This window comes from Leucobacter sp. cx-42 (genome assembly GCF_014529985.1).
Lineage (GTDB): Bacteria > Actinomycetota > Actinomycetes > Actinomycetales > Microbacteriaceae > Leucobacter.
This window is the reverse complement of the sequence record NZ_JACVMU010000001.1, coordinates 1-26,238: the sequence shown is the minus strand read 5'-3', so window position 1 is coordinate 26,238 and position 26,238 is coordinate 1. Positions and strand designations below refer to the sequence as shown.

Below are 26,238 nucleotides of genomic sequence, written 5' to 3'. Positions count from 1 at the left end.
AAGGAGCAGACATGTTCATGCAGCGGCGAAATGGCAGCGGAACGCGCATCATGACGAGTGCCAGCGACCTGACCGCTGCGAGCATGTGCGAGTTTGCGTTCCTGCGCAGGGTAGATGCGAAATTGGGACGTTCGGTCACTGTTCCTGCTGATGATGATCCAATGCTCGCGCGTGCCGCTGAGCTTGGAGACGTCCATGAAGAGCGAGTACTTGAGCAGTATCGGGTTGCGCTTGGTGCTGGCAGCGCCGGTTCAGCAGGCGGCGTGGTCGAGATTGAACGGTGTGATCCTCGCGATGAAGATGCGCTTGCCGCGGCGGCAGCGGTGACCTATCGGGCCCTCGCCAGCAAGGCTGAGGTGGTGTTCCAAGCCACCTTTTTCGACCCTGCTCAGAAAGTTGTGACTGCTGAGTTAAGCGAAGTGAGCGACTCAGCCGGTGATCTTGAGCTCGGCTTTCTCGGCTTTGCAGACTTCTTGCGTCTGACTCCGACCGGTGAGTACGAGGTGCAAGACACCAAACTTGCTCGAAAAGCGAAAGTCACCGCGCTCATGCAGCTTGCTGCCTACGCTGAGCAGCTTGAACGCATCGGCATTCCGGTGTCGTCTGAGGCGGTGTTGATCCTGGGTGACGGGGCAGAATCACGGCATAAGATCGCCGACATTGCGCCGGTGTTCCGCGCGCGACGGGACCGCTTGCATCGGCTGCTCTTCGAACGCGTGCTCGCGGTCGGTCCAGACGGTGAACGGGCGAGCGCTGCAGCGATTCAGTGGGGCGACCCTGAGATATCTGCGTGTGGTCGATGCGAGGTGTGCGAGCCTGAGGTGCAGGCCTCACGCGATCCGCTCCTCATCGCGGGTATCACCCGCCGGCAGCGTGACCTGCTTGTCGCCGCGGGCTACCCCACGATCAATGATGTGGCTGCGCTCGAAGGCCACATTCCTGATATTGATGGCATCACGCGCGGGCCACTCGAGCGCACGGTCGCCCAGGCTGCCGTGCAGATCGCGCCGACGGTCAACGGCCGTCCAGCGGTTCGCGTGGTTGATGCGAATGCCTTCGCGAGCATCCCGGCACCAAACCCTGGTGACCTCTTCTTTGACTTCGAGGGTGACCCACTCTACCGCGAGCCCAATGGGGACCGCTGGGGTCTTGACTATCTGTTCGGTCTGATCGACGTGAACGAACAGTTCACTCCGCTGTGGGCTCACTCTATGGCGGCTGAAAAGCAAGCACTCTTGGATTTCCTTGAGCTGGTTCGCGAACGCCGCGCGCGGTGGCCTGGAATGAAGATTTACCACTATGCGGCATACGAAAAATCGCATCTCCTCTCAATTGCTGCGCGGCACGGCGTGGGGGAAGCTGAGGTGGACCAGCTGCTTCGTGAGCAGGTTCTCGTAGACCTGTACCCAATCGTCCGCAGCGCACTGCGTGTTGGTTCGCGCTCCTACTCGATCAAGAAGCTTGAACCGCTGTACATGGGTGATGAGCTGAGAGATCAAGAAGGCGTCACCTCAGGCGCGCAATCGGTGTCTGAGTACGCAGAGGCGAGTGCGCAGGTTGAGTCCGCCGACGAGGCAGTTCGTGCGGAAGGGCAGCGGCGGCTCGACGGTATCGCAGATTACAACCGCTACGACTGCGTTTCGACCCTTCGTCTGCGCGGCTGGCTACTCTCCCTTGCGGCTGAGCACGGCGTCGTGCCGTTTGTTGAACCAGAACTCTTCGAACATGACGCGCCTCCTGTCGTCGAACTCAGCGAGGTAGGCAGCGACCTGCTCGAACTCGCTGAGACTGAGCGAGACCCTGCGCGTGCGCAGGCACTACGACTCGCCTCGAGCGCGATCGACTACCACCAGCGTGAGCAAAAGTCGTTTTGGTGGTCACACTACGCCCGCCTCACCGACCCAATCGATGACTGGGCAGACACTCGTGATGTGGTTGTCGCTGAGCAGTCGCTGAGCTATGTTGACGAAGACTGGCACACGCCAGAAGGTAAACGTTCAAGCCGACGACATGTTCGTCTCCGGGGCAGCGTCGCTCCCGGCAGCTCGCTCAAGCCTGGCACCACCATGTTCGCTCTGTACGAGCACCCCGCACCGTTCCCCCAAAAGGGAGGGCGGCCAGGTCAACGCGCGGCTCGCAATGTGACGGTGCTCGAACGTCACCTCGACGGCGTCACAATCGAAGAAATGCTCGGCCGTGACACCGAGCCATACAGTGTGCTCCCGGTCGCCCTCACCCCGGGCGCACCGCCCCACCCGGGACGTCAGAAGGGGGCCATTGAAGAGTGGGGCCGTTCCCTCGTCGAAACTGCCAAACTCGGGAATGAAGTCACTGACCCTGTCTTCGGCTTGCTCTGCCGTAATGCACCGAAGATGGTCGGTGGGCAGTCACTTGTGGCACCCAATTCGAATGCCGCTCTCGTCGTAGTTGACGGTGATGAAGGACACCGCATGATTGGAGCGGTCACTGCGTCTATCCGGTTGCTTGACCGTGCCGCGCTCGCGGTGCAGGGCCCACCAGGCACTGGCAAAACCTATCTCGCCGCGCGTGTCATCAAGCGGCTTGTGGAAGACGACGGTTGGCGCATTGGAGTTGTCGCGCAGTCACACAAGGTCGTTGAGAACGTGCTGGCCGGAGTAGTGAAAGCAGGGTTGAACCCGGAGACTGTTGCCAAGGTGCCGCAAACTGGAGCCTCACCTGAAGCGAATGCGGGAGCACCATTCACGCTCCTGCCCAAAAACGGGCACGGAAGATTCCTTGCTGATTTGCGTGCATCGCAGCGAGGCGGAGTGATTGGTGGCACCGCATGGGACTTCTCGAACGAAGATCGCATCGAACGACGTTCGCTCGACTTGCTGGTCATCGATGAGGCGGGACAATTCTCGCTCGCGCCAACGATTGCCGCTTCGGTGTCTGCTGAGAGACTCCTGATGCTTGGTGATCCACAACAACTGCCGCAGGTGTCGCAAGGAAGCCATCCAGAGCCCGTTGACACGTCTGCGCTCGGTTGGCTCCTTGGCGACCAGGGCACGTTGCCTGCTGAGCGCGGGTACTTCCTCGCCGAGACACGACGGATGCGGCCAGAACTCACCACTGTGGTCTCCGAGTTGTCCTACGAGAACAGGTTGGTGGCCCACGAAAGTGCAAGCGAACGCGTAGCAAATGGTGTCGGTGGTGCTGGCCTCACAAGTTTTGCAGTTCGCCATCACGGCAACGCAACGCACTCGCCAGAAGAAGCTGCGGCCGTTGAACGCGTCATCCAGAACCTCCTGGCTGGAGAAATCACTGAATCAGTGCATCCTCGGCGAAGTGTTACGCAGGACGACGTCATCGTTGTAGCTGCCTATAACGCGCAAGTTGAGTGCATTTCGGAACGGTTGGCGGCGGCCGGCCTCACTGGGGTGCGTGTCGGCACCGTCGATAAATTCCAAGGTCAGGAAGCCGCATTTGCTGTCGTTTCCCTGGCCGCATCAAGTCCCGAGGACGTGCCTCGCGGCCTCGAATTTCTCCTCATGCGGAACAGGCTTAATGTGGCGATGAGCCGCGCGCAATGGGCGGCATACCTCGTGGTCTCAGATCGCCTCGGGGACGGTTTACCCACGACCGCCGAGTCACTTGCTGCCCTCTCGGGATATCTCCGCCTCCTAGAGCGGTCGACACACCTAGACTTGACCGCATGAGCAGGGCAACGGAGGCCGTCCATCGCGCGACAGATCTCATTTTTGGGCTGTTGTACCCGGGTGAAGACGCATCGCGCGAGAACGCACAGATGCGACGCGAGGTGCGAGCACTCACTGCGGCATTCTGGGCATTCATCGCTGGGGTTATCACCGGTCTCTTCGTCTTCCAAGGCCCTGTCTCAGCCTGGGGACTCGTCTCCGCGGGCAGCATTGGTCTCGTAGCTACGAGCATCTGTGCCGGTTTTGCGTCGGCATGTGAGTACTCCAGAAGCACCCGGTCAATGCGACCCACTTACACACGAGGTCGAAGGCTGCAACGGTACTTTGACACCGTCGTAATTGGTCTTGCGCATGCTGGTATCGCGGCACTGGTGATGATGCTCCTCACTGCGGTGGTCGTGCAAGGGTTCATCGGAATGCAGCTCGACATGCTTACGAGCACCCTGATTGTGGGTTTCACTGCGGGAGCCGCAACGTACACGGGAACGATCTCCGGCGGCAACATTACGATGAAGTCCCTCTCTACCTTGCTTGCGCTCTTTATGGGCGGCGGGATCATCGTTGCAATGCTCACAACCTCAGAGGCTGAATGGTGGCAACTTCACTTCAGCGAGCTTGGCACCGGTGACGATTTCAGCAGCAGAGTGTTCAACGCGACGTTCTTCGTTGGTGGTTTCCTCTTTGCATCGCTTGCTTCCCTCATCCACAATGAATTGTCGGTGTGGGCTGCTGCCGCCACACCGAGTACGCACCGAAACGTCACTTACGTGACCTGGCTCTTCGTGGGTATCGGATTCTGCATTGCTGGCGTCGGTCTGGTGCCTGTCAACGTCAGTCTTCTGATGCACAATACGTTTGCCACGGGCATGGCTGTGCTTTTCGGCGCGCTCCTTATCGGTCTTCGCTGGTGGCTTGACGGCTTCGCGAAGCCTTTCCTGCTGTTCTCGGACGGCGTGATGATCGCTATCATCGTGGCAGCGTTGTTCTTCTGGCCAATTGGCTCATACAACTTGGCCGCGTTTGAAGTCATCGCTGCTGGTGCAATCGCACTGTGGCTGGTCATTTTCCTGCGGCACCTTGCAGCATCGACCTCATTGGCCGGAGCTTCGCAGGGCGTCACCCAACTTTCTCCAGAGGAGTCGCGATGAGACACGCAATCCCGTTCAAAACCCCGCCAGTCAACGCCACACGTGGGCTCGAACTCCGTGGGACGGCGCGCGGCGGCTCGCGACGCTCGGAGATTCCTCACTTCGAGGTCATGCGAATTACCGATGAGATCGCACGACGCCGACTCGCGGGAGAAGACATTGTCTCGTTGTGTGCTGGCGAACCCAGTGCGCGACCCGCTCCCGGCACGCTCAAAGCCGCGGGCTATACCGGCCCGCTCGGTACGATGCCACTTCGCGAGGCTATTGCTCAGCATTACGCCGATTGGTACGACGTTGACCTTGCGCCAGAAGCAGTGGCAGTGACGACCGGGTCCTCTGGAGCCTTCCAGCTGGTGTTTTTGGCAGCGTTCGACCCTGGAGATCGCGTCGCGCTCGTGTCGCCAGGCTATCCGGCGTACCGAAACATTCTGCGTACCCTCGGCGTTGAGGTTGTAGAAATCCCCACAGGGGCGGAGACACGGTATCAGCCGACACCTGAACTTCTGGACGCGGCAGTGAATGAAGTTGGCGAGCTGGCTGGCTTGATCGTGGCCTCACCTGCCAACCCGACTGGGACGATGCTCAATCGAGCCGAACTGACTGATCTTGTGGCATGGTGCAAACGCAATGGGACCCGTCTCATTAGTGATGAGATCTATCACGGGATCACCTTTCCTGAACCCGGTGCTCAAGATCCACGTGGCGTTTCTGTAGCGGCTCTCGACCCGAGCGCGGTGGTCATCAATTCGTTCTCGAAATACTGGGGAATGACAGGCTGGCGGCTCGGCTGGGCCATCCTGCCAGAAGATCTCCGTGCGCCAGTCGAAGCACTTGCATCAAACTTCGCGCTCTCACCGCCTTCACCAGCGCAGGAGCTGGCGCTCTCAGCGTTCACGGCCGAATCGTATGCCGAACGTGATGCGATCGTAAGCGGTTTCGGGCGTGCGCGTGCGTTGATCCTCGATGCTGCTCCCGAACTCGGCTGGGGCACTGCCGCACCCTCAGACGGCGCGTTCTATTACTACTCCGAGCTTGGAACTTGGCTTGATCGGTTCGGCAGCTCAACGGCGTACGCGCAGGCGCTCCTCGAAGAAGCAAACGTCGCGGTGGTTCCTGGCGTGGACTTCGACACGGCGACCGGCGACCGAGCTGTCCGACTGTCATACGCCGCGGGTGAAGCCGCAGTTGAGGAAGCGCTCACCCGCATTCTACGTTTCCAGGCGACACACTAGCTCGAACCAGACACTACGAAAGTAGGCCTTGGACGTCATGTGACGCCCAAGGCCTACTTTCGTGAACGGACGCTTCGCGCGTTACTCTGTGAAACGAATCGCGGTGCCGACCGAAATACCTACGCGAGTCTGCAGCTTTTCGTCGACAGTAGCGACGGGCGTTGCGGCAGAATTTACGGCAAGACCGAGCTCTGTAAGGACGTCCGCTTCACTGCCAGCGAGGTCGAGCACGAGTGCCGAGATTGACTCAATCATTGGCGCTTCGAGGCCGGCAACGGCGCGGCTGATTGCTGACCGAGTTGCTTTTGCCAGCGGTGCCGTTCCGGTGCCTTGCAAGGCAACGCGTGAGGTCGTGTATGCAACGCCGTCACTCGAGAGTGCCTCACCGATCACCTGATCGCCATCGAGACGCGCGCGCAGTTCGAGCACGCTGCTGGTAGATGCCAATGCCTTCGTCGCGAAGGGGAGGGGAATGCCCGAAGGGGCACCACCGTGATCATGTTGATCAGGTGATGCCCCTCCGAATGAGAACTTCAAATCCATGAAGTCCAGGATACTCCTGGGAGTTACGCGTTTGCTGCGAGAACCTCTGCGAGCTCCGACGCGGGGAGCTCAGGGAATGCCTGTGCAACGCCAGCGTTGGTGATGTTGCCCTCGAATGCGTTCAGGCCCTTAGCGAGCGCTGCGTCTGCGTTGAGTGCCTGAGCCCAGCCCTTGTCAGCAAGTGCGACGACGTAGGGGAGGGTTGCGTTGGTGAGTGCAGCGGTCGAGGTCTCGGGGACCGCACCGGGCATGTTTGCAACGCAGTAGTAGATCGAGTTGTGAACCTCGAAGGTGGGGTTGTCGTGCGTGGTAGCAACCGAGTTCTCGAAGCAGCCACCCTGGTCGATAGCGATGTCGACGAGGACCGAGCCCTTCTTCATCTGAGCAACCATTGCGTCGGTGACGAGCTTGGGTGCCTTCTCACCGGGGATGAGGACCGAACCGATAACGAGATCGGCTTCCTTGAGCGCCTCGGTGATGTTGTGAGCGTTCGAGGTGCGGGTCTGGATACGACCGTTGAACTCGTCCTCGAGCTGCTTGAGGCGGGGGAGTGCGATGTCAATAACGGTGACCTCTGCGCCCATGCCGTAAGCGATACGTGCAGCCTGCTCACCAGCAGCGCCGCCGCCGATGACGACAACCTTGCCGCGGCGGGTAGCGGTAACGCCACCGAGGAGGATGCCACGGCCGCCGTTTGCCTTCATGAGCGAGTAAGCGCCAACCTGAACCGAGAGACGACCAGCGACCTCAGACATCGGCGAAAGGAGGGGGAGCGCACGGTTAGCGAGCTGAACAGTCTCGTAAGCGATTGCGGTGGTGCCCGACTCGAGGACTGCCTCGGTGAGTGCCTTGTCAGCTGCGAGGTGCAGGTAGGTGAAGAGCACCTGACCCTTACGCATCTTGCTGTACTCAGAAGCGATGGGCTCCTTGACCTTGAGGATCATGTCCGACTCAGCCCAGATCTGGTCTGCCGACTCGACGATCTTCGCGCCAGCTGCCGCGTACTCCTCGTCGGTGATAGCCGAACCGAGGCCTGCACCAGCCTGAACGAATACCTCGTGGCCACGGCGAGCGAGCTCGAATACGCCTGCCTCGGTGATGGCAACGCGGTTCTCGTTGTTCTTGATCTCGGTAGGAATACCGACGCGCATGTTTTTCTCCAATTATTCAGAGTTGCTTAGTAAGGAAACGAAGCTTCCACCGGAATTTTAACCCGTATTGTGAATACGCGCTAGATTTCGGAAAAGTTCTCTTCATCGTGAAGTATATTCGATATCGTCAGTGAAGCATCGAATTCTCTGCGAAATCCGCACAAATTGCGGCTTTTGCAGAGTTGGGAAATGTGAAGTGCAAAGGAGGACACGTGTTGGAAGGGTCAAAGCAGACTAGCCGAGCCGCTGATCTTGATGAGGTTGATCTCAAGATCGTGCATGAGCTACAGCTCAACGGCCGCATTACGAATGCGGAACTCGCGGACCGTGTTGGCGTCGCCGCTTCAACCTGTATTGCGCGCGTGCGCAACCTTGTGACGCGTCGTGTGATCACTGGTTTTACTGCGACGGTTGATCCGCGCGCCGTTGGTCTTGACCTCCAGGTGCTTGTGAGCGTGACAGTTCGTTCTGGCGCGCGTCAGCTCATCATGGAACTCAGCGATTCGTTGCGCGCCCAGCCAGAAGTGATGCAGCTGTTCTTCCTCGGCGGCACTGAAGACTTCATCATGCACCTTGGTGTGCGTGATTCCGATCACGTTCGTGATTTCGTGATGGAGAATCTGTCGACTCATCCCGCAGTTTCTGCGACGCGAACGAGCATCGTGTTCAGTCATTTCGCCAATCCAGTCTCTATTGGCTCAATCGACTAAATGGCTTGTGTGACCAACGAGGGCGGATGCAGTTTCTTTGATGCTGCATCCGCCCTCGTTGGTTTGGTGCGTAACCTAGCTCGGCATCACAGCCGGTTGTGCGCGTCGGTCAGTGATCCACCGGCGGTGTCAAACGGTTCTCATGCGCATCAAGCGCGAGAGATACCTGCTGGAGTGATCGTGAGCTGTACCGGCCAATTGCTCGTTCCTCTAGAAGCGCGGCACGTTGGGCTTCGAGAGAAACATTCGCGAGTCTGAGATACGCCTCTGCTGGCGACTCTTTTGTCGACGGATGATTCGGATTTACCGGGTTCAACGAGATCGCGAGTGAGGCCAGAGCGTTTTTGCTGCTCATGCGTGCGCGATCGGCAATGAGTTCGGGGGTAACAGGTCCGCCGGCGGCGACTTCTCGTTCTATCTCGTCGTCGATCGCGTTGATGCCGGATGCCATGAGGTCACGACAAAGTACTGCAAGCTCGGTTCGATCGGTGCCCCCGACGCCCTCTGGCCAGAGGCGGCGGATCAACATTGGCAGCGTCAGCCCATGGAAAAGCAGGGTCACCGTTGCGACAATAAACGCGGTCAAAATGATTTGTTCGCGGAAGGGTACATCTGTCGGGATTGACTGCGCTGCGGCAAGAGTGACGACGCCGCGCATTCCGGTCCAGGAGAGCAGCAGGCCGTCGCGCCAGCCAAGTTGCGAGTCACGTTCGTGTGCGGCGTCCGCAGCGGATCGTTGAGCCATCCGTTCGGTGCGTGATAGCCGCGCAGCATTTGTTGACGAGTTTACCTGCATGCGTTTGACGATGAGGCCGAGGCCGCGGCTGCGGTATTCAATTCGTCGAGCAGTTCGGCGCATGATCCAGATGGTCGGAACCATGAAGAGCGCGCGGCACCCGATGAGGACTCCGACGAGCACAAACGAAACGATCACCACGGTATCAAGGTGGAAATCAGACTCGCCCACGCGGTCAACGAGGCCGTGCAATTCGAGCCCCATCAGAAGAAAGACACCGTTATCAAGGACGAATTGAATAGTGCGCCAGTTCAACCGCTCGTTCGTTCTGGCGGTTGCGCTGAACTTCTTTGTAGCGTGATGACCGGTATAGAGGCCTGTCACCACTACGGCGAGAACGCCGGACGCCCCCACCTCCTCTGCCGGGATGAATGCGAGGAAGGGCACCGCGAACGACACCACGGTGTCATACACCGGATTTTTGAACTGAGATCTCACCCAAACAGTGATGATGCCAATGCAGAACCCGATGAGTACCGCTGCGGCAACTGAGTAGCTGAACATTCCGACCGCTGGCATAAATGCAAAGCTGCCGGACAGCGCGATCAGTGCTGTTTTCAACAGCACCAACGAGGTAGCGTCATTGACGAGGCTCTCACCCTCAAGGATCGAGACGATTCTGTCGGGCATGCCGAGGCGTTTACCAATTGCAGTTGCCGCCACCGCATCGGTAGGACTGATGACGGCGCCAAGCGCGAATGCCACGGGGAGGGGAACCTGTGGGACCGCCCAATGCAGTGTGAAACCGATGACCATCGTGGTGAGAATTACCAGCACGACGGAGAGGCCAACGACTGGCCTGAAGTTTCTCCTGAAGTCGATGAGCGGCACGTTGACTGCTGCTGCGTACAGTAGCGGCGGCAAGACGCCAACCAGGATGATTTCAGGGGACACAATGACGCTCGGCATGAACGGGAGATAGCCAATTCCAATGCCGAGCAAAATGAGGATCAGCGGTGCGGCGACGCCGATCCTCGAACCAATGATTGACCCGGTGATCAGCACGATCACCGCGATGATTGAAATGAGCCCGATCTCCATTGCTCTAGCCTAGGGGGCTACTCCCTATGCGGAGACAGCATCGATCGCAACTTCACGAGGCCTATGGTTGTGGAACGTGCTCCACCGGGCGACGTCACGTTCGAGTTCTTGCGCGCTGACTTCATTGCCTGGGAGAGGCATCACGTGCACGCGCTCGCGCTGCTTGGGGTCACGCTTCCAGGTAGCGACAGTCTGACCGTCACGAACGACGGTACCTGCGAAGACGCCGTTCTTGCCGGGCACCACGTAATCAATACCGCCCGAAATGAGCTGGGGCTCACGAATGCTGTAGCCGAGCAAATGCTCGTCAAACGGCGCAAGGAGCAAAGCCTCGGACGGTGGGGTGATCTTCGCGTCGAGCAGCTCTGGTGTAAGCCAAGCTTCGCCTGCCACGCCGGGAATAGCCTCGCCGTGTGCATCAGTGAAGCGAGCGGTGACCAGCCGGCCACTCTCGACAGCTGCCGCGAGACCACGTTTTACCTCGCGCGTACCTAGGCCCGACCACCAAGCGATGTCCTTCGCCCGGATAGGGCCACGAGCGACCGGATACCGAGCAGCGAGCTCGAGCAGCGCGTCATCTTCATCAAGCGCACGCGGGGCCGGCAGCCACCCGGTTGCGAGCACCAGCCGCGGTTCAGCAAGATCTCGCACGGGTCCGAGCGTTGCGAGGCCGTTTTGGCACAGCCACCAGATGAGGTGATACCGCCAGTTCGCCTGCCACTCGACCCCTGCCGCGGTCCAGGCATCAGAAAGCTCGACGCGATCGATGCCCCCGTTGCCCACAGCGCGGAGTGCGTCGAGTGACACCTCGACGAGACGGTCAAGCACTTCGTCACTCATCCCGAGAATCTTGCGGCGCTGCGGGGCGCTCGCCAGTGCCCGTTTGTTTGTCAGGGCCTGCAACCAGCCGATGTCGGCTGCCGCAACCAAATGAATGGTGCCGCGCATCGGCCAAGACCGCACCAGACTGCCTGCATTAAGGGCATCTACGACTGACTGCTGAGAAGCCCCTGCCACCCGACGCCCAAGCGCCCAACGTGAAGCATGCCAGTCTTGCCCCTGCACTGCGAGCATCCGACCTGCCGCCGCACTGACATCAGAGCCCAGGCCAGCATCGGGCGCGTTGAGACCCTGTGCCTCTGCGCGGAGTGCACGGACATGCTGTTGCGAGAGAAGTTCAGTCATGTCGTAAGTGTAAAACCGGCCAGTGACATTTCGACTTCCTGCGTGGGCGCGGATCCGCCAAAACCCGTGTGAACTCCGCTCAGAAGGCGAAATGTCGGTGGTCTGTGGGAAGGTTAGTACGGAAATCCCGCGAACGAGTCGCAAGGAGCGCACATGCATGAGATTCAATGCCCGCACTGTGGCAAAGTATTTACCGTCGATGAGGCGGGCTATGCGCAGATCTTGCAGCAGGTGCGTGACACTGAATTTGACCAGCAACTCCACGAACGACTCAAGCTCATGGAGCAGGAAAAGCGTCAAGAACTCGAACTCGCGAAGGTCAAGGCTGACGGCGAACTGCAACAAGCAACCGCCACGAAGGACGCCGAGATTCAGCGGCTTGAAGCGCTGGTGTCCGCAGGGGAGTCAACGCAGAAGATCGCAATCGCAGATGCGCTCGCCGCAATTGAGAAGGAGCGCGACAAGGTTGCGTCTGAGCTTGCTGAGGTGAAAGCTGCCCAGACAGCGCAGACGGAACTCGTTGAGGCGCGCTTCACGGCTCAGCTGCAGCAGGCTGAGGCGGCTAAGCAGACTGAGATTCTCGAGCTGAAGTCGCGGCTGAACACAGCGGCGACCGAACAGAAGCTCGCAGTTGCGGAGGCCGTCGGCGAAGTCGCAAAGCAACGCGACGAGCTGCAGGGTGACCTGAAGCGGGCAAACCTTGAGAAGGAGCTCGCTGAGCGTTCGATCACCGAGCGCTTCGAAGTGCAGTTGAAAGATCGCGATGACGCGATTGAACGGCTTCGAGATATGAAGTCGAAGCTCTCCACCAAGATGATTGGTGAGACTCTCGAGCAACACTGCGAGAACACGTTCAATCAGATTCGTGCGACGGCCTTCCCAAACGCGTACTTCGAGAAAGATAACGACGCCCGTTCCGGCAGTAAGGGCGACTACATCTTCCGTGACTTCGATCCGAACGAGCTTGAGGTCGTTTCGATCATGTTCGAGATGAAGAACGAAGCCGACACAACCGCAACCAAGCACAAGAACGAAGACTTCCTCAAAGAGCTCGACAAAGACCGCAATGAGAAGGGCTGTGAGTATGCAGTCCTCGTCTCGCTGCTTGAGTCAGACAGCGAGCTCTACAACACTGGTATCGTCGATGTTTCGCATCGATACCCGAAGATGTACGTAGTGCGACCGCAGTTCTTCCTGCAGATCATCACGCTGCTGCGAAACGCAGCGATGAATGCGATGGGGTACAAAGCGGAGCTTGAGCTTGTGAAAGCTCAGAACATCGACATCACGACTTTTGAAGGCGAGCTCGACGCTTTCAAGGGTGCTTTTGGGCGAAACTACGACCTCGCGTCGAAGCAGTTCCAAGAAGCGATCAAGCGGATCGACACCTCCATCGCCGAGATGCAGAAGGTCAAAGAGCAGCTACTGAAGTCCGAAAACAACCTGCGTCTCGCAAACGACAAAGCGCAGGGAGTTTCGATTAAGAAGCTCACTCGGGGCAACCCGACCATGCAAGCCAAATTTGCGGAGCTTGAGCGGGGCAGCGCCTCCTCGAGCGACGCGTAGAAAGCAGGAATAGTCCACATGAATCTGGGAGCAGTTCTCGAGAACTCGACGTTCACCGAGCCAGATGAGATTTTCGCTGCCTTCGAGGCTTGGGCGCTCGAAGAGCGCGGGTTAAAGCTGTACCCGGCGCAGGAGGAAGCGGTGCTGGGCATGACGCTCGGTTCGAACGTGATCCTCGCGACCCCGACTGGTACGGGCAAGTCGATGGTGGCGCTCGGTGCACATTTTGCCGCGCTCGCTGAGGGGCGTCGTACCGTGTACACGGCCCCGATCAAGGCGCTCGTGAGCGAGAAGTTCTTCGACCTGGTCGAGATCTTTGGTCCAGAGCGTGTGGGCATGGTGACCGGTGATGCGGCCATTAACCCTGATGCTCCGATTATCTGCTGCACCGCAGAAATTCTGGCGAACCTCGCGATCCGCGACAAAGATGTCGACAACGCTGAAGCAGGTGGCTTCACCCAGATCGTGATGGACGAGTTCCACTACTATGCAGATCACGATCGCGGCTGGGCCTGGCAGGTGCCGCTGCTGCTGATGCATGATGCTCAGTTCCTCCTCATGTCAGCAACGCTCGGTGATGTCACAGATCTGGCTGCTGACCTGGAGGACGCGACTGGCCGCGGCGTTGAACTCGTGACGGGCGTCGAGCGCCCTGTGCCGCTGAGCTTCCGCTATGAAGTCGCACCAGCTCAGGAAGTGGTTGAGCAGTTGCTCGCCGACAAAGAGGTCCCGGTGTACCTCGTGCACTTCAACCAGTCGCACGCGGTTGAACAGGCGCAGGCGCTGTCGAGCATTAAAATCGTTGACCGTGCCGGTCGTGATGAAATCGCGGCCGCGATCGGTGGCTTCCGCTTTTCGGCTGGTTTCGGACAGACGCTCTCACGCCTCATTCGCTCGGGAATCGGCGTGCACCACGCAGGCATGCTGCCCAAATACCGCCGTCTCGTGGAGCAGCTTGCGCAGCGTGGCCTGCTGAAGGTCATCTGCGGCACCGACACTCTTGGCGTGGGCATCAACGTGCCGATCCGCACCGTGCTCATCACTGCGCTGACGAAGTTCGACGGTGAAAAGATGCGTCGTCTCTCGGCGCGTGAATTCCACCAGATCGCTGGTCGCGCCGGTCGCGCAGGCTACGACACCGAGGGTGATGTCGTTGCGCTCGCGCCCGAGCACGAGATTGAGAACGCGAAGTCGGCGGCAAAGGCTGCTGCGAAGGCATCCGGGGGCAAGAAAGCGAAGCCCGTGAAGAAGAAGGCTCCGCCGCAGGGCTTCGTTGCGTGGAACGAGCAGACGCTCGAAAAGCTCATCGCGTCAGAACCAGAGCCGCTCGTGAGCCGCATGCGTGTGACCCACGCAATGGTGCTAGGCGTGATCGGCCGCGGTGAAAGCTGGGAGGGTGAAGCGCTCAACACGATGCAAATGCTCATCTTCGACAGCCATGAACCGAAGGCGAAGCAGTTCGAGCACGCGCGTACCGCGATCAGTATCTTCCGCACGTTGCGCAACAGCGGCATTGTCGAGATTCATGAAGAGAACGGCGAGAAGCTGCTGCGCCTTACCGTTGATCTACAGGCGAACTTTGCGCTCAACCAGCCGCTCTCGCCATTCGCAATTGCGGCGATCGAGCTCTTGGAGCCCGAGTCCGAGACCTACGCGCTCGACGTCATTTCGGTGATTGAATCGACGCTTGAGGATCCGCGTGCGATTCTGCGTGCCCAGGAGCACAAGGCGCGCGGCGAGGCCATCGGGCAGATGAAGGCAGACGGTATCGAATATGAGGAGCGTATGGAGCTTCTCGAAGAGATCACCTACCCGAAGCCGCTTGAAGAGCTGCTTGGTGAGGCCTACGACGCCTACGTCCAAGAAGTGCCGTGGGCGCGCGACTACGAGCTGAAACCGAAATCGGTCGTTCGCGACATGATCGAGCGTGCGTTTGGGTTCAGGGACCTTGTCTCGTACTACGAGCTCGGCCGTGCGGAAGGCGGCGTGCTGCGCTATCTCTCTGATGCATACCGAACGTTCGAACGCACGATCCCTGAGGGAGCGAAGAACGAGCAGCTTGAAGAACTCATCGAGTGGCTTGGGGAACTCGTGCGGCAAGTTGACTCGAGCCTGGTTGACGAATGGACGGCCGCGTTCAACCTCGAGCAGGGCGTGGACGCCGCTGCGATCGAGCAGGCCCATGAAGCACGCGACTCGATCGCGCCGCCCACGGCGCGCAGCCTACTCGCTAACGAACGTGCATTCCTCGTGATGGTTCGCAACGCACTATTCCGACGAGTGCAGGCGGCATCGTTCGAGCACTACAAGGAACTCGCTGAGCTCGACGGACCCCACGGATTCGGCGAAGATCAGTGGCGTGACGCGCTCGACGCCTACTTCACCGAGTACGACGAAATTCTTATTGACTCGAACGCTCGCAACGCTGCTCTCGTGGAACTTGACCGTGGTGACGACATCTGGCGCTTCCGCCAGGTACTGCTTGACCCCAACGGTGATCGAGATTGGGGTATTGAAGGCGACATCGATCTTGCGGAGTCTGAGTTGCGCGGTGAGCCAGTCGTCATCGTGCGACGCGTTGGCCCGTTGAGTGACGCCGCCTAGCAAGTGCCCTGTGCGCCGAACGGGTGCGCCTGCCGAGGTTCGACCAAACAGATGAATAGGATGACGACCATGACGCTGACGCCAGAGCACTTCCTCGCAATCGCCGACCATACGCTTCTCGCGCCCGGTACGACACCGGAAGAGCTCGCGGAGTTCATGGCACGCGCTGCTGAACTCGGTGTCGCGCGCGTGTGCGTAAGCCCGTCATTGCTTCCCGTTGAAAAGTGCGGACTCGAAATCGTCACCGTGGTGGGTTTCCCGTCGGGTGCCCACCACGCTGCGGTGAAAGCCACCGAGGCGCGGCAAGCCATCGCCGATGGCGCCGACGAAGTCGACATGGTGGTGAATGCTGCCCTCGTACGGGCGGCAGACTGGCCCGCGCTCGAAGCAGAGATTCGTGCGGTACGCGAGGCGGTGCCAGCACCTCATGTGCTCAAGGTCATCCTGGAAACCGCGGCGCTCACCCCCGACCAGATCCGCGAGTCGAGCAAAGCTGCAGCTGCGGCCGGCGCTGACTTCGTCAAGACATCTACGGGCTTCAGCCCAGCTGGCGGTGCGACCCTCGAAGCGGTACGCATCATGGCGGAAACCGTCGGTGCGGCGGGCGGCGGGGCACTCGGCGTGAAAGCCTCAGGGGGCATCCGAACCGCGGCAGACGCGCGAGCAATGTGGGAAGCCGGGGCCACCCGATTCGGCGTCTCTGCAACCGAAGCAATCGTTGCAGGGTGGAACGCAGGAGACGCACCCAAAACTGACACCACGGCAGAACAGGCTGGCTACTAAGCATGAAGCTCGTGGTTCAGCGCGCAAGCCGCGCAAGCGTCACCGTCGAAGAAGCAGTAGTTGGCAGCTTTGACGAGCAAGGACTCGTTGTGCTCGTGGGCGCGACCCACGAAGACACGCCTGAGATTGCAGCCCGTCTCGCAGACAAGGTCTGGAACCTGCGGGTGCTCGACGACGAACAGTCGTGCGCGATGCGCAACGCTCCCATCCTCGTCGTGAGCCAGTTCACGCTCTACGGTGACGTTCGGAAGGGTACCCGTCCCTCGTGGAGCAAGGCTGCGCCCGGAGCCGTCGCAGAGCCGCTCGTCGACGCCTTCGCAACTGCCCTGCGCGCGCAGGGCGCAACGGTCAACACCGGCCAGTTCGGTGCCTACATGCAGGTTGAACTCGTCAATGACGGCCCGATCACCCTCGTGATCGACAGCGATATGTGGAGTGAACCCCGCCGCTAGGCGATCCGCGAAACATCGTTAGGCCGTATCTTCGTCGACCCAATCCATCGACTTCGTGACCGCCTTCCGCCACTGACGGAGCAACCGATCCCGTTCCGCGGCAGGCAACTGCGGCTCCCACCGGTGGCCCTCCTGCCAGTTGCTGCGCAGCTCGTCCGTGCTCTGCCAGAAACCGACCGCGAGGCCGGCGGCATACGCCGCTCCAAGCGCGGTCGTTTCGGCTACCTTCGGGCGTACCACCGGAACTCCGAGCATGTCAGCCTGGAACTGCATGAGCGTATCGTTCGCGATCATGCCGCCATCGACACGCAGCTCCGTGAGCGCAACACCGCCAGCAGCGGTCACATCGGCATTCACCGCGTCGAGCACATCGCGGGTTTGATACGCGACAGCCTCGAGTGCCGCGCGCGCGATGTGGCCGCGATGTGAATATCGGGTCAGGCCAACGATGGCACCGCGTGCATCTGGACGCCAGTACGGCGCAAACAACCCAGAAAACGCCGGCACGAGATAGACGCCTCCATTGTCTTCCACGGTCGCGGCGAGCGGCTCGATCTCTGAAGCGGAGCGAATCAGGCCCAGCTGATCTCGCAGCCACTGCACGAGTGAACCAGTGACCGCGATAGAGCCCTCAAGTGCGTAATGTGCGGGGGCGTCTCCCAACTGGTAGGCGACGGTCGAGAGCAGGCCGTTTCCTGAGTGGACGATCCGCTCACCCGTTTGGAAGATGAGGAAGCAGCCGGTGCCGTACGTGTTCTTTGACTCGCCGGCTGAGAAGGCCGCCTGGCCAAAGGTTGCCGCCTGCTGGTCGCCGAGGATGCCAGCGATCGGAACACCGCGCAGCAACGAAGAATCTGCAACGGTGCCGTACACCTCAGACGAGGAGCGGATCTCCGGCAACATGCTGCGCGGGACGTCGTATGCTGCGAGCAACTCTTCGTCCCATTCGAGGGTTGCGAGATTCATCAACATGGTGCGTGACGCATTGGTCACGTCGGTGGCATGCACGCCGCCGCTCGTGCCACCGGTGAGGTTCCAGAGCACCCAGGTGTCGGTCGTTCCGAACAAGAGCTCGCCCCGGTTAGCTCGGTCTCGCGCGCCGGGAACAGCATCGAGAATCCATGCGATCTTCGACGCTGAGAAGTAACTGGTCAGGGGAAGCCCGGTGAGGTTGCGGAAACGATCCGCGCCCAATGGTGATTGCTCAGCGAGTGCATCAACAAGTCCCTGTGTGCGGGTGTCTTGCCACACGATCGCGGGGTGAATGGGCTCGCCAGTCGCCCGGTCCCAGACCACTGCGGTCTCACGCTGGTTGGTGATGCCGATGGCGGCAATGTGTGCCTCGTTGAGCTCAGCCTTGCCGAGCGCCGTGCCAATGACCTCCTGCACATTTGCCCAGATCTCGAGCGCATCGTGCTCTACCCAACCGGCCTGCGGCATGTGTTGAGCATGCTCGCGCTGACCAACCGACACAACTTTCCCGGCATGATCGAATACGATCGCCCGGCTAGAAGTCGTGCCCTGGTCGATCGCGAGAACGTGCGTGGCCTTCGAATTCACCATTCCGTCATCCTCCCACGCCGGGCTTGCCGAGCGTGACTCGGTGCGCATCGCGCAGTGTCGCGGTCGCGCGTTCAACTTCTTCCAGCTGCGTCTGGGCGTCCCAGTCAAGCTCGTCTGAGACCGCGGCCGAGATCTCCGTGAGGGTCTCGGCGGTGAGCCCGCCACGGAATGCGAGCGAGGTGCGACGCAAGAGCAGATCGTCAAGGTGCACAACGTGCTCAGACCGGGCGAGAAACGCAAGCTCTTCGCGGAAGTATTCCGGGTGCGCGGCAAGGGGAGTAGGGGAGGTGGGCAGCGCGGCAAGCACCTCGGTTGCACGCGTGCCGTACCGGTCGAGCATCGTTTCGATCGTGCGCGGATCGTGCTGCGCACCGTGCTTCGCCACCCACAGTTTGCGAGCCGCGCGGCCGGTGGGGAAGCCTGCGCCACCGCCGATGGGGGTGGCGCGTGTGTGGCTTCGGCGATCCGCGCCCAGCAGGGTGAGGGTCTCGTCAGCGAGGTGTTCGGCGAGTGCGCGGAACGTCGTCCACTTTCCACCAACCAAATTCAGCGTGCGCACCGATCCGAGCCAGCCGTGCTCGATGCGATAGTCGCGCGAGACGAACCCGGGCAGGGTGTCGTCGTGCCGTGGCAGCGGTCGCACGCCAGAGAAGGTATAGACAATGTGAGAGCGATCGATGGTGATCGTCGGGAACACGTGGGCGACGAGCTCGAAGAAGTAGTCGATTTCGTCGTCGGTGCAGATATGACGCGCGTCTGGTGTGGCGTCGATGTCGGTGGTGCCGACGAGCACGCGATCTTTCAGTGGGTAAATGAGGACGATTCTGCCGTCTGAGTGTTCGAAGAAGATCTCTCGGCCGGCGGTCGCTGCAAGGAGCTCGGGATGATCGAGCACGATGTGTGAACCCTTGGTGCCGCCCATGTATTGCGTTGGGCGGCCGAGTGCGGCGTTGGTGACGTCCGTCCATGGACCGCTCGCGTTGACGATCGTGTGGGCAGCGAACGGGAATTCCTCGCCCGTGACCGCGTCGCGAAGTATCGCCTTGGCGTCTGTAAAGCCAACAAGCGAGGTGTAGTTCGCCGCGCGTGCGGTGGCGTTTTCGGCGCTCGCATCACTGCCCGCGGTCAATCCGTCAGCTAGCACATCGAGTGCGAGGCGCTCAGGGTCGTGCATCGACGCATCGTAGTAACTCGCCGTGTACTTGACGCTGCCGTTCAGACGCGGCAGCGCGCGGATCGATCGCGTACGGCCATGGAACTTATGGCGCGGAACCTGACCGCCGTCTCGCGAGAACGTGTCATAGATCATGAGACCGATCTTGATGAGTACCGCCCCGCGTTCGCGTGGCTTGCCACGACCGTGCGTGACGAGGAGCCGGAATGGTGCGGTGATGATGCCGGAAAACGTCGAGAAGATTGGAATCGTCGTCAGAAGCGGCTTCACGTAGTGTGGCGCATTCTTGATGAGACGATTGCGCTCTTGCACGGCCTCGCGCACGAGCCTGAACTCGCCATTCTCGAGGTAGCGGATCCCGCCATGCACCATATGACTTGAGGCTGCTGATGCGCCTGACACGTAGTCGTTCTGCTCAACTAGGGCAACATCGATTCCCTGGAGCGCGAGCTCGCGGAAGGTAGCAAGTCCGTTGATGCCGCCACCAACAATGAGTACATCAGCGTGCGGACGCGCGCGAAGTGCAGTGAGTCGGTCGGAAGAATGAAACGCAGTCATGGTCAGTGATCTCCTCTGCTCGCGACAGTGCGGCCGTGGGGCTGCTGTAAGCCTAGCGAGAGATGTCGGTTGCGTGTGGTGCAATAGACATATGACGAAGATAGATCCTGCTTGGCGGCATGAAGCATCGATTCTGCACGCCGACATGGACTCGTTCTTCGTCTCGGTTGAGTTGCTCGAGCGGCCTGATTTGATCGGCAAGCCGGTAGCATCCGCCTTTGACGGCGAGCGATCTGTGGTGTCGAGTGCGAGCTATGAGGCTCGACGTTTCGGGGTCCGCTCGGCGATGCCTGTTGCGCGGGCAAAGCAGTTGTGCCCACACATCGTGTTGATTCCGCCAGACATGTCGAAGTACGCAGCTGCGTCAAAACAGATCATGCAGATTTTCCGCGAGTTTACGCCGTTCGTTGAGCCGATCAGCGTCGATGAAGCCTTCCTTGACGTCGCGGGTTCGGTGCGTCTATTTGGCCCACCAGTCGAGATCGCCCGCCAAATCCGCGAGCGAGTGCGCGAGCGCACCGGGCTGCCCGTCTCGGTCGGCCTCGCTGGCACGAAGTTCATTGCCAAGCTTGCCTCGCAGCGCGCAAAACCAGACGGGCTGCTTGAAATTCCACCAGCGCATACTCTGGAATTCCTGCACCCGCTCCCGATTGGCGCAATGTGGGGCGTTGGTGCCGCGACCGAGCGCGCACTATCTGGCCGCGCGATCCACACTGTCGGCGAACTCGCGCGCGAGCCGCTTGAATCACTTCGTCGGATCGTGGGCAACGCAAGTGCTGAGAAGCTCCACGCGCTCGCCAACGGCCGCGACGTTCGTTCGGTCAATACGACGCGTGTGGAGAAGAGTATTGGCCACGAAGAAACCTTCGCCGTTGATATTGCAGACCCGGTCACACTCGAGCGAGAACTCCTCCGCCTCTCAGCGAAGATCGGCGAACGTCTGCGCGACAAAGGGTTCGTTGCCCGCACAATCGCCATCAAGGTTCGGTGGTCAAGCTTCGAGACAGTCACGAGGTCAAAGACTCTCGCTGACCCCACGGACGCGACCCAACGCATTTACCGCACAGCGAAAGACCTCTTTGAAGAGTTCGGCGCTGCGAGGCGACCGGTTCGCCTCATCGGCGTACGCGCAGAACAGCTCTCCCTCGGCGGCGGCGCATCAACCGCCCTGTGGGACGACGACGAGCAGTGGCGTGCGGTTGACCACGCGGTTGACGAAGTTCGTGAAAAATTCGCTGGGTTGGGTTTGCAGCCAGCACGACTCCTCGGCGGTCGTGGCAAGGTGGTTGATCCGCGCTCCTTGCGCACCCCAGACGATCTGACCTAGCAAACGAGCTCGCGGCTGTTCATCTCCGCGTGTGGGCTAGGCGAGTTGGTCCGGAACGTCTCCAGCGACGTTCTCATCTTCGCTCTGGAGCACCTCGACGAGTACGACAATTGATTCGAGGAGGCCGGCGAGCCAGTCATAGACCATGACGGTGCCGCGGGTCTCTTCGTCGTCGATGAGGGTGTCATGATCCTCGTCTGACTCGATCCCGATGCGAGCGGCAAGCGCGATGCGCAGTGACGTGACGGTGCGAAGCCACGGGAGGAGCGACGCCTCGGTGATGGCGACTTCAATCGAGGACTCGGGATCCGCACGGCCAAGACCCAGGTCGCCAGTAACCTGCATTGCGTCCTGCAGCTTGCGGTTGATGAGGCCCTGCTCGGTCACGCGACGGAACTGTGCCGCATCGTCAGCATCCTCAAACGCATTGGGGAAGAGTGCCGCGAGCGCGGGGTCTTCTGGCAGCTCGTCTGATCCGCCAACTTCGAGGCTCGCAAAGAGTGGGTCGGGATCAAGGGTCGTGCTGCTGTGGCTCTGAACAAGGCCAATCAGCTGACCGACGAGGTGATCGAGCATGCTCGCCTCTTCGGCCTCGAGCATGAGTACTAATTCGTCGCCGCTGGTATACATTCGCATGGCTAGCCGACCTTCTGGACGGTTGCGGAGAGGCCGTAGCCGTGCATTGCCTCGACGTGCATTTCCATGGCCTCGCGACTCCCCTCGGCGACGGCTGCGCGACCCTCGGTGTGCACCTTCAGCATAAGCTCCTCAGCTTGGTCCTGCGAGAAACCAAAGTACGAACGAAACACGTAGCTCACGTACGACATGAGATTGATGGGATCGTCCCAGACGATCGTCTGCCACGGCTGCTCTGGAGTGAGCTGCGCGGAATCTTGCGTCGACGCGGAACGCTCGGCGATTGTGACCATCTATCCCCACCCCAATTCATGAATTCGTTCTTCGGTGATGCCGTAAAAGTGCGCGATTTCGTGCACGAGTGTGATTCTGATTTCAGCCACGAGTTCATCGAGGTCTGCGCAGTGTTCGAGCAAATTCTTGCGGAACAAGATGATGCGGTCTGGTTCTTCACCGTACCCGTATATGCCACGTTCTGCCACAGAAAAGCCCTCGTAGATGCCGAGAACGTCACTGCCGTCCTCGGGTTCGTCCTCGATGAGGAAGATCACGTTGTCGAGTTCGGCCATCATTTCGGGATGGAGCGAATCGAGACCGTCGGCGACGAGCTCTTCAAACGATTCAGCAGAAACTTCGAGCATGGTCTCACCCTATCGGCGTCGCTCGGGAAGCCGGGGAGCCGCGCTATGGGACAACGCGGCAGGTTCGACGGCGCCGGTTTCTGCGTTCATTTCGGCGCGGATCGCGCGCACCGCGTCGCGTCCGGCACGGTTCGCGCCAACCGTTGATTGGGATGAGCCGTAGCCAATGACGAACAGGTGTGGTTCATCGAGCGAGCGGCCATTTCCGACTCGAATCCCACCTTCGATTGTGCGTAGTTGGAGCGGCTTCAGGTGCCGAATTTCGGCGTGGAATCCTGTCGCCCACAGGATCACGTCGGCCGGCTCAAAGGAGCCATCTGGCATTCGAACACCGTGCGGTTCGATGCGAGTGAACATCGGGTGCGCGTTGAGCACGCCGCGCTCGGCTGCCCGAAGTACCCAGGGAGCCTCAAACATGCCAGTCACAGAGGCAACACTGCGCGGGGGAAGCCCGGCGCGCGTGCGCTCTTCCACCTCCTCGAGTGACGCGAGGATCTGCTGCTGCGTGAAATGCGGCACCCATTCTGGCGGGGTACGGGTCACCCAGAATGTGTCGGTGTACCGCGATACTTCTTCAAGTAGCTGGGTTGCCGAGATGCCGCCACCTACGATGACGACGCGGCGGCCCACGAACGCCTCGGCCGTGACGTAGTTCTGCACGTGTAGCTGCTCACCCGCAAAGTCAGCGGCGCCTGGATAAAACGGAACGTAGGGCCGGGTCCACGTTCCTGTGGCATTGATGACGTACGTTGCGGACCAGTCGCCTCGCGATGTCTCGATGATGAAGTGGGGCGCGGATCCGGCAGCGCCTCGTCGTACCGATTCCACTCGAACCGGCCGGTGAACGTCAAGATCGAACCGCTGCTCATATGCAGCGAAATATGCGGGAAGCACGGCGTTGCTCCGGGCCTGCGGGGGAGCGGGAGGGACGGGGAAGCCAGGTAGCTCGTAGATGTTGTTGACGGTCGACATCGTGAGCGATTCCCAGCGGTGTTGCCAGGCGCCACCCGGGGTCTCGTTTGCGTCGAGCACCGCAAAGCTGCGCTCATGGGTCTGCGCTCGGCTTTCTGGGACAAAGCCAATGCGTTGCAAATGATAGGCGGCAGACAGGCCTGCCTGACCTGCGCCGATGACCAACACATCAACGTGTGGCATGTGAACCCCCTATGAATATGAGAACGCCCCCGCTTGATGATCTCAGAGATCACGGGCGGGGGCGCTCAAGCCCGAAATAAATTTCAGACGAGTCTTGGCTGCGAGTTAGGCAGCGCGGACCTGCTTCATAGCTGCGGTCCAAGCAACGAGCTGATCGAGCATGGGGTCAACCGAAGCAGCCTGCATCTCGGTCGGCTTGAAGGTCGAGAAGTTCTCGAAGTCGGTGAAGAGCGAGAACATGCCCTGCTTCTGGACGTGAGCGATCTGCATCTCCGAGAGGATGCCGCGAAGGTGCTCAACTGCGCGGACGCCGAATGCCGAGCCGTAGCCGACGATGCCAGCTGCCTTGTTTGCCCACTCCTGGTTGAGGAAGCTGATTGCGTTGGTGAGTGCAGCGGGAACCGAGTGGTTGTACTCGCCGGTCACGAATACGAAACCGTCGAACTCAGCAATCTTTGCAGCGAAAGCCTTGGTGTGCTCCTGCGAGTACTGTGCGTACGCAGCGGGTGCAGCCTCATCGAGGAGGGGGAGGTTGAAGTCTGCGATGTCAACGAGCTCGTACTGAGCGTCGTTGCGGAGGTTTGCGCGCTCAACGAGCCACTCAGCAACGCCAGCGTTAATGCGGCCGGGGCGGGTGGAACCAGTGATGATGGCGATCTTGTTCAAGAGCATTCCTTTTCAGTGAAGAAATCTGTACTCGATGGCGAAGGGAACATCTGTAATGCGTAACGCCTATCGGAAATCGCGGTGACTGCGACAACAGAAACTATGTTTGCACGAAAATAGCTTTCGCGCAAGATGTTTCTTTGCGAGATGTTTCTGTGTATGATTTTTCGTAGATAATGAGTGACTGCCCGTAAGGGTGGCAATGGCTGAGTGATTGAGGAAGTGACGTACCGTGGTAGATGATGCGACCGCAGTTGAATTGTGGGGGCGCGTAATTCACGGTTTCCAGGCCACGAACCGTCGCTTGCATGCAGAGATGCGCTACGACTTCGATCTCAATGAAGCAGAAGCCGAGACGCTTCTTGAGCTTCATCGCCAGCCAGAACATCGTGCAAAGCTGAGCTTCCTTGCAAAGGGAGCGGGTTTCTCGACCGGTGGATTCACCAAAATCGCCGACAAGCTCTCGAACCGCGGCCTTGCGGTGCGCGTCGCCTGCGAAGAAGACCGCCGTGTCTCGTATCTAGGCCTGACGGAAGGTGGGCTGGAAATGGCGTCGGCATTGACTGCGGCTGTCGCAAACGCCAATCGCCGCCACTTCATTGACGTGCTCGGAGAAGAGCAGGCGTGCCAGGTCGCAACGGCGATGACGTACTTGTACCGCGCAAACTCGGTGTAGGTCACGAGTCTGAACCTTAAGCAGTTTTGTTTGTATCTTGAATACGCCGCGCTCGGGCGCTGATCCACTCTCGCATGGCGTCACGAAATTGGATGTACTCGGAAATGTTGCGAGGCAACGCTTCGTGTTTTTCGAAATCGGTGAACGGTAGGAAGAACCGTATCTGTTCCTTGTCCTCCGTGAGCAGATCCTGGAGAAGAAAGGAGTCCACATAGCCACTAAAGCTCTCGAAGAGCTTGAAGAAATCTGCATATCGTTCAATAGTTGCAGCAAGTGGACTGCTTTCGCCTTCGTAGTGACGCCGAATGCACTCTAGGGTGAGGTCGATTCGATCTTGAATCCTCGGGTGTGTGCCGCGGGCCTGATTGATGGTGAACTTGCCATCGATGCGATTCCCCGGAAATAAGATGAACCCTGCGATCGTGTAACCCTCGCGGGACAAGATTTGTCGGTCCACAGGGGGCACTTCTTTGATGATGTGCTGCATCTTCGAATGAGCGACGAAGGTGCGAAGAATGGTGTCGCTTGTGAGCTGAAAGTGACCAAGTTCTGATTCGTGTGCGAGGTATCCTTTGGGCCAGTCATCCCGAAGCGTGAAGGAAGTGCCGCCAGGAAGCGGTTTTGACCATAGTTGTTGGTGATAAGCCCGAAGTGTCGGGCTGTACCGATCGGGGTCTCGTCCGCCGGCATCTGAGCGCATGTCGAATGTGGTGTCGATCTCGAGATTTGTGCCCATGCCAGTCGACGATAGCCCACGGTTCGCGGTGCTGCATCTGAGCTCGGATTCGAGTAGTCAGTGGCAGTAACCCTGCCAATGTGCCCCCGGCGGTCTCAGACGGTGAGTGCAACACCTGCGAGATACTCACTCAGTGTCTCAGCAGGTGTTGCAAACTCCAAAGTCTGCCGAGGGCGACGATTGAGCTGGTTCTGCATAAACAGAATCTCAGCCTC

Annotated in this window: 22 protein-coding genes; 10 read left to right on the top strand and 12 right to left on the bottom strand. The window is 59.9% G+C overall.

The window, feature by feature from the left end; translation table 11 throughout:
• The first annotated feature begins 11 nt into the window (after positions 1–11).
• The 3 genes from ICM05_RS00110 (at position 12) to ICM05_RS00100 (ending at position 6,060) form a co-directional block, all read left to right on the top strand.
• The gene (locus ICM05_RS00110) at positions 12–3,680 is read left to right on the top strand and encodes a bifunctional RecB family nuclease/DEAD/DEAH box helicase (RefSeq protein ID WP_188022536.1); all 3,669 of its coding nucleotides are present in this window, start codon (positions 12–14) and stop codon (positions 3,678–3,680) included.
• Entirely contained in the window at positions 3,677–4,828 is a 1,152-nt protein-coding gene (locus ICM05_RS00105; RefSeq protein ID WP_188022535.1) for a DUF998 domain-containing protein, read from the top strand. Before ICM05_RS00110 ends, ICM05_RS00105 begins: the two co-directional genes overlap by 4 nt.
• Positions 4,829–4,938: 110 nt before the next feature.
• Positions 4,939–6,060: a pyridoxal phosphate-dependent aminotransferase gene (locus tag ICM05_RS00100; RefSeq protein ID WP_251364439.1), complete on the top strand. Its 1,122-nt coding sequence runs from the start codon at positions 4,939–4,941 to the stop codon at positions 6,058–6,060.
• A gap of 81 nt (positions 6,061–6,141) precedes the next feature.
• On the opposite strand, the gene ICM05_RS00095 is transcribed toward ICM05_RS00100, so the two are convergent.
• Positions 6,142–6,603 carry a hypothetical protein gene (locus ICM05_RS00095; protein ID WP_188022533.1) on the bottom strand — a complete coding sequence of 154 codons (462 nt, stop codon included), beginning with the start codon at positions 6,601–6,603 and terminating at the stop codon, positions 6,142–6,144.
• A 23-nt stretch (positions 6,604–6,626) separates the two neighbouring features.
• Positions 6,627–7,754 carry an alanine dehydrogenase gene (gene ald, locus ICM05_RS00090; RefSeq protein ID WP_188022988.1) on the bottom strand — a complete coding sequence of 376 codons (1,128 nt, stop codon included), beginning with the start codon at positions 7,752–7,754 and terminating at the stop codon, positions 6,627–6,629.
• Positions 7,755–7,966: 212 nt separating this feature from the next.
• Between ald and ICM05_RS00085 the strand changes: the two genes are divergently transcribed.
• Positions 7,967–8,464: an Lrp/AsnC family transcriptional regulator gene (locus ICM05_RS00085; RefSeq protein WP_188022532.1), complete on the top strand. Its 498-nt coding sequence runs from the start codon at positions 7,967–7,969 to the stop codon at positions 8,462–8,464.
• Between the two features lie 109 nt (positions 8,465–8,573).
• Here ICM05_RS00085 and ICM05_RS00080 read toward each other — a convergent pair whose 3' ends face one another.
• Complete coding sequence (locus tag ICM05_RS00080) at positions 8,574–10,301, bottom strand: sodium:proton antiporter (protein WP_188022531.1); 1,728 nt, start codon at positions 10,299–10,301, stop codon at positions 8,574–8,576.
• A 24-nt stretch (positions 10,302–10,325) separates the two neighbouring features.
• On the bottom strand, positions 10,326–11,486 hold the full coding sequence (locus tag ICM05_RS00075) for a winged helix DNA-binding domain-containing protein (RefSeq protein WP_188022530.1): 1,161 nt from the start codon (positions 11,484–11,486) through the stop codon (positions 10,326–10,328).
• 153 nt (positions 11,487–11,639) lie between these two features.
• On the opposite strand from ICM05_RS00075, the gene ICM05_RS00070 reads away from it, so the two are divergent.
• The 4 genes from ICM05_RS00070 (at position 11,640) to dtd (ending at position 16,891) form a co-directional block, all read left to right on the top strand.
• Positions 11,640–13,052: a DUF2130 domain-containing protein gene (locus ICM05_RS00070; protein WP_188022529.1), complete on the top strand. Its 1,413-nt coding sequence runs from the start codon at positions 11,640–11,642 to the stop codon at positions 13,050–13,052.
• 18 nt (positions 13,053–13,070) lie between these two features.
• Positions 13,071–15,656 (top strand): RNA helicase, encoded by a 2,586-nt coding sequence (locus ICM05_RS00065; protein WP_188022528.1) that lies wholly within the window; start codon positions 13,071–13,073, stop codon positions 15,654–15,656.
• A 69-nt stretch (positions 15,657–15,725) separates the two neighbouring features.
• Entirely contained in the window at positions 15,726–16,439 is a 714-nt protein-coding gene (gene deoC, locus ICM05_RS00060; protein WP_188022527.1) for a deoxyribose-phosphate aldolase, read from the top strand.
• Between the two features lie 2 nt (positions 16,440–16,441).
• Entirely contained in the window at positions 16,442–16,891 is a 450-nt protein-coding gene (gene dtd, locus ICM05_RS00055; RefSeq protein ID WP_188022526.1) for a D-aminoacyl-tRNA deacylase, read from the top strand.
• A gap of 18 nt (positions 16,892–16,909) precedes the next feature.
• Here dtd and glpK read toward each other — a convergent pair whose 3' ends face one another.
• On the bottom strand, positions 16,910–18,454 hold the full coding sequence (glpK, locus tag ICM05_RS00050) for a glycerol kinase GlpK (RefSeq protein ID WP_188022525.1): 1,545 nt from the start codon (positions 18,452–18,454) through the stop codon (positions 16,910–16,912).
• A gap of 4 nt (positions 18,455–18,458) precedes the next feature.
• On the bottom strand, positions 18,459–20,186 hold the full coding sequence (locus tag ICM05_RS00045) for a glycerol-3-phosphate dehydrogenase/oxidase (protein WP_188022524.1): 1,728 nt from the start codon (positions 20,184–20,186) through the stop codon (positions 18,459–18,461).
• Between the two features lie 91 nt (positions 20,187–20,277).
• Between ICM05_RS00045 and dinB the strand changes: the two genes are divergently transcribed.
• Positions 20,278–21,513, top strand: coding sequence for a DNA polymerase IV (gene dinB, locus ICM05_RS00040; protein WP_188022523.1), 1,236 nt, complete (start codon positions 20,278–20,280; stop codon positions 21,511–21,513).
• A 36-nt stretch (positions 21,514–21,549) separates the two neighbouring features.
• Here dinB and ICM05_RS00035 read toward each other — a convergent pair whose 3' ends face one another.
• From ICM05_RS00035 to ICM05_RS00015, 5 genes are all read right to left on the bottom strand, one after another.
• Positions 21,550–22,149 carry a DUF2017 family protein gene (locus ICM05_RS00035; protein ID WP_188022522.1) on the bottom strand — a complete coding sequence of 200 codons (600 nt, stop codon included), beginning with the start codon at positions 22,147–22,149 and terminating at the stop codon, positions 21,550–21,552.
• Positions 22,150–22,151: 2 nt separating this feature from the next.
• Positions 22,152–22,442 (bottom strand): ATP-dependent Clp protease adapter ClpS, encoded by a 291-nt coding sequence (clpS, locus tag ICM05_RS00030; RefSeq protein WP_188022521.1) that lies wholly within the window; start codon positions 22,440–22,442, stop codon positions 22,152–22,154.
• Complete coding sequence (locus ICM05_RS00025) at positions 22,443–22,790, bottom strand: metallopeptidase family protein (protein WP_188022520.1); 348 nt, start codon at positions 22,788–22,790, stop codon at positions 22,443–22,445.
• Between the two features lie 9 nt (positions 22,791–22,799).
• Positions 22,800–23,945, bottom strand: coding sequence for an NAD(P)-binding domain-containing protein (locus ICM05_RS00020; RefSeq protein WP_188022519.1), 1,146 nt, complete (start codon positions 23,943–23,945; stop codon positions 22,800–22,802).
• Positions 23,946–24,050: 105 nt separating this feature from the next.
• Complete coding sequence (locus ICM05_RS00015; protein ID WP_188022518.1) at positions 24,051–24,611, bottom strand: NADPH-dependent FMN reductase; 561 nt, start codon at positions 24,609–24,611, stop codon at positions 24,051–24,053.
• Between the two features lie 232 nt (positions 24,612–24,843).
• Here ICM05_RS00015 and ICM05_RS00010 point away from each other — a divergent pair, with 232 nt between their 5' ends.
• Positions 24,844–25,287, top strand: a complete 444-nt coding sequence (locus tag ICM05_RS00010) for a MarR family transcriptional regulator (protein ID WP_353055391.1) — start codon at positions 24,844–24,846, stop codon at positions 25,285–25,287.
• 16 nt (positions 25,288–25,303) lie between these two features.
• Here ICM05_RS00010 and ICM05_RS00005 read toward each other — a convergent pair whose 3' ends face one another.
• Entirely contained in the window at positions 25,304–26,023 is a 720-nt protein-coding gene (locus ICM05_RS00005) for a hypothetical protein (protein ID WP_188022517.1), read from the bottom strand.
• Between the last annotated feature and the right edge of the window lie 215 nt (positions 26,024–26,238).

What these genes read in the sequence shown, in the direction of transcription:
- ICM05_RS00100 (WP_251364439.1), top strand. Translation starts at nt 4,939, where the DNA reads ATGCGAATTACCGATGAGATCGCACGACGCCGACTCGCGGGAGAAGAC.
- ICM05_RS00080 (WP_188022531.1), bottom strand. Translation starts at nt 10,301, where the DNA reads ATGGAGATCGGGCTCATTTCAATCATCGCGGTGATCGTGCTGATCACC.
- ICM05_RS00045 (WP_188022524.1), bottom strand. Translation starts at nt 20,186, where the DNA reads ATGACTGCGTTTCATTCTTCCGACCGACTCACTGCACTTCGCGCGCGT.
- ICM05_RS00095 (WP_188022533.1), bottom strand. Translation starts at nt 6,603, where the DNA reads ATGGATTTGAAGTTCTCATTCGGAGGGGCATCACCTGATCAACATGAT.
- ICM05_RS00070 (WP_188022529.1), top strand. Translation starts at nt 11,640, where the DNA reads ATGCATGAGATTCAATGCCCGCACTGTGGCAAAGTATTTACCGTCGAT.
- ICM05_RS00065 (WP_188022528.1), top strand. Translation starts at nt 13,071, where the DNA reads ATGAATCTGGGAGCAGTTCTCGAGAACTCGACGTTCACCGAGCCAGAT.
- ICM05_RS00110 (WP_188022536.1), top strand. Translation starts at nt 12, where the DNA reads ATGTTCATGCAGCGGCGAAATGGCAGCGGAACGCGCATCATGACGAGT.
- clpS (WP_188022521.1), bottom strand. Translation starts at nt 22,442, where the DNA reads ATGGTCACAATCGCCGAGCGTTCCGCGTCGACGCAAGATTCCGCGCAG.
- ICM05_RS00075 (WP_188022530.1), bottom strand. Translation starts at nt 11,486, where the DNA reads ATGACTGAACTTCTCTCGCAACAGCATGTCCGTGCACTCCGCGCAGAG.
- ICM05_RS00105 (WP_188022535.1), top strand. Translation starts at nt 3,677, where the DNA reads ATGAGCAGGGCAACGGAGGCCGTCCATCGCGCGACAGATCTCATTTTT.
- ald (WP_188022988.1), bottom strand. Translation starts at nt 7,754, where the DNA reads ATGCGCGTCGGTATTCCTACCGAGATCAAGAACAACGAGAACCGCGTT.
- dinB (WP_188022523.1), top strand. Translation starts at nt 20,278, where the DNA reads ATGACGAAGATAGATCCTGCTTGGCGGCATGAAGCATCGATTCTGCAC.
- ICM05_RS00005 (WP_188022517.1), bottom strand. Translation starts at nt 26,023, where the DNA reads ATGGGCACAAATCTCGAGATCGACACCACATTCGACATGCGCTCAGAT.
- glpK (WP_188022525.1), bottom strand. Translation starts at nt 18,454, where the DNA reads ATGGTGAATTCGAAGGCCACGCACGTTCTCGCGATCGACCAGGGCACG.
- dtd (WP_188022526.1), top strand. Translation starts at nt 16,442, where the DNA reads ATGAAGCTCGTGGTTCAGCGCGCAAGCCGCGCAAGCGTCACCGTCGAA.
- deoC (WP_188022527.1), top strand. Translation starts at nt 15,726, where the DNA reads ATGACGCTGACGCCAGAGCACTTCCTCGCAATCGCCGACCATACGCTT.
- ICM05_RS00035 (WP_188022522.1), bottom strand. Translation starts at nt 22,149, where the DNA reads ATGCGAATGTATACCAGCGGCGACGAATTAGTACTCATGCTCGAGGCC.
- ICM05_RS00025 (WP_188022520.1), bottom strand. Translation starts at nt 22,790, where the DNA reads ATGCTCGAAGTTTCTGCTGAATCGTTTGAAGAGCTCGTCGCCGACGGT.
- ICM05_RS00020 (WP_188022519.1), bottom strand. Translation starts at nt 23,945, where the DNA reads ATGCCACACGTTGATGTGTTGGTCATCGGCGCAGGTCAGGCAGGCCTG.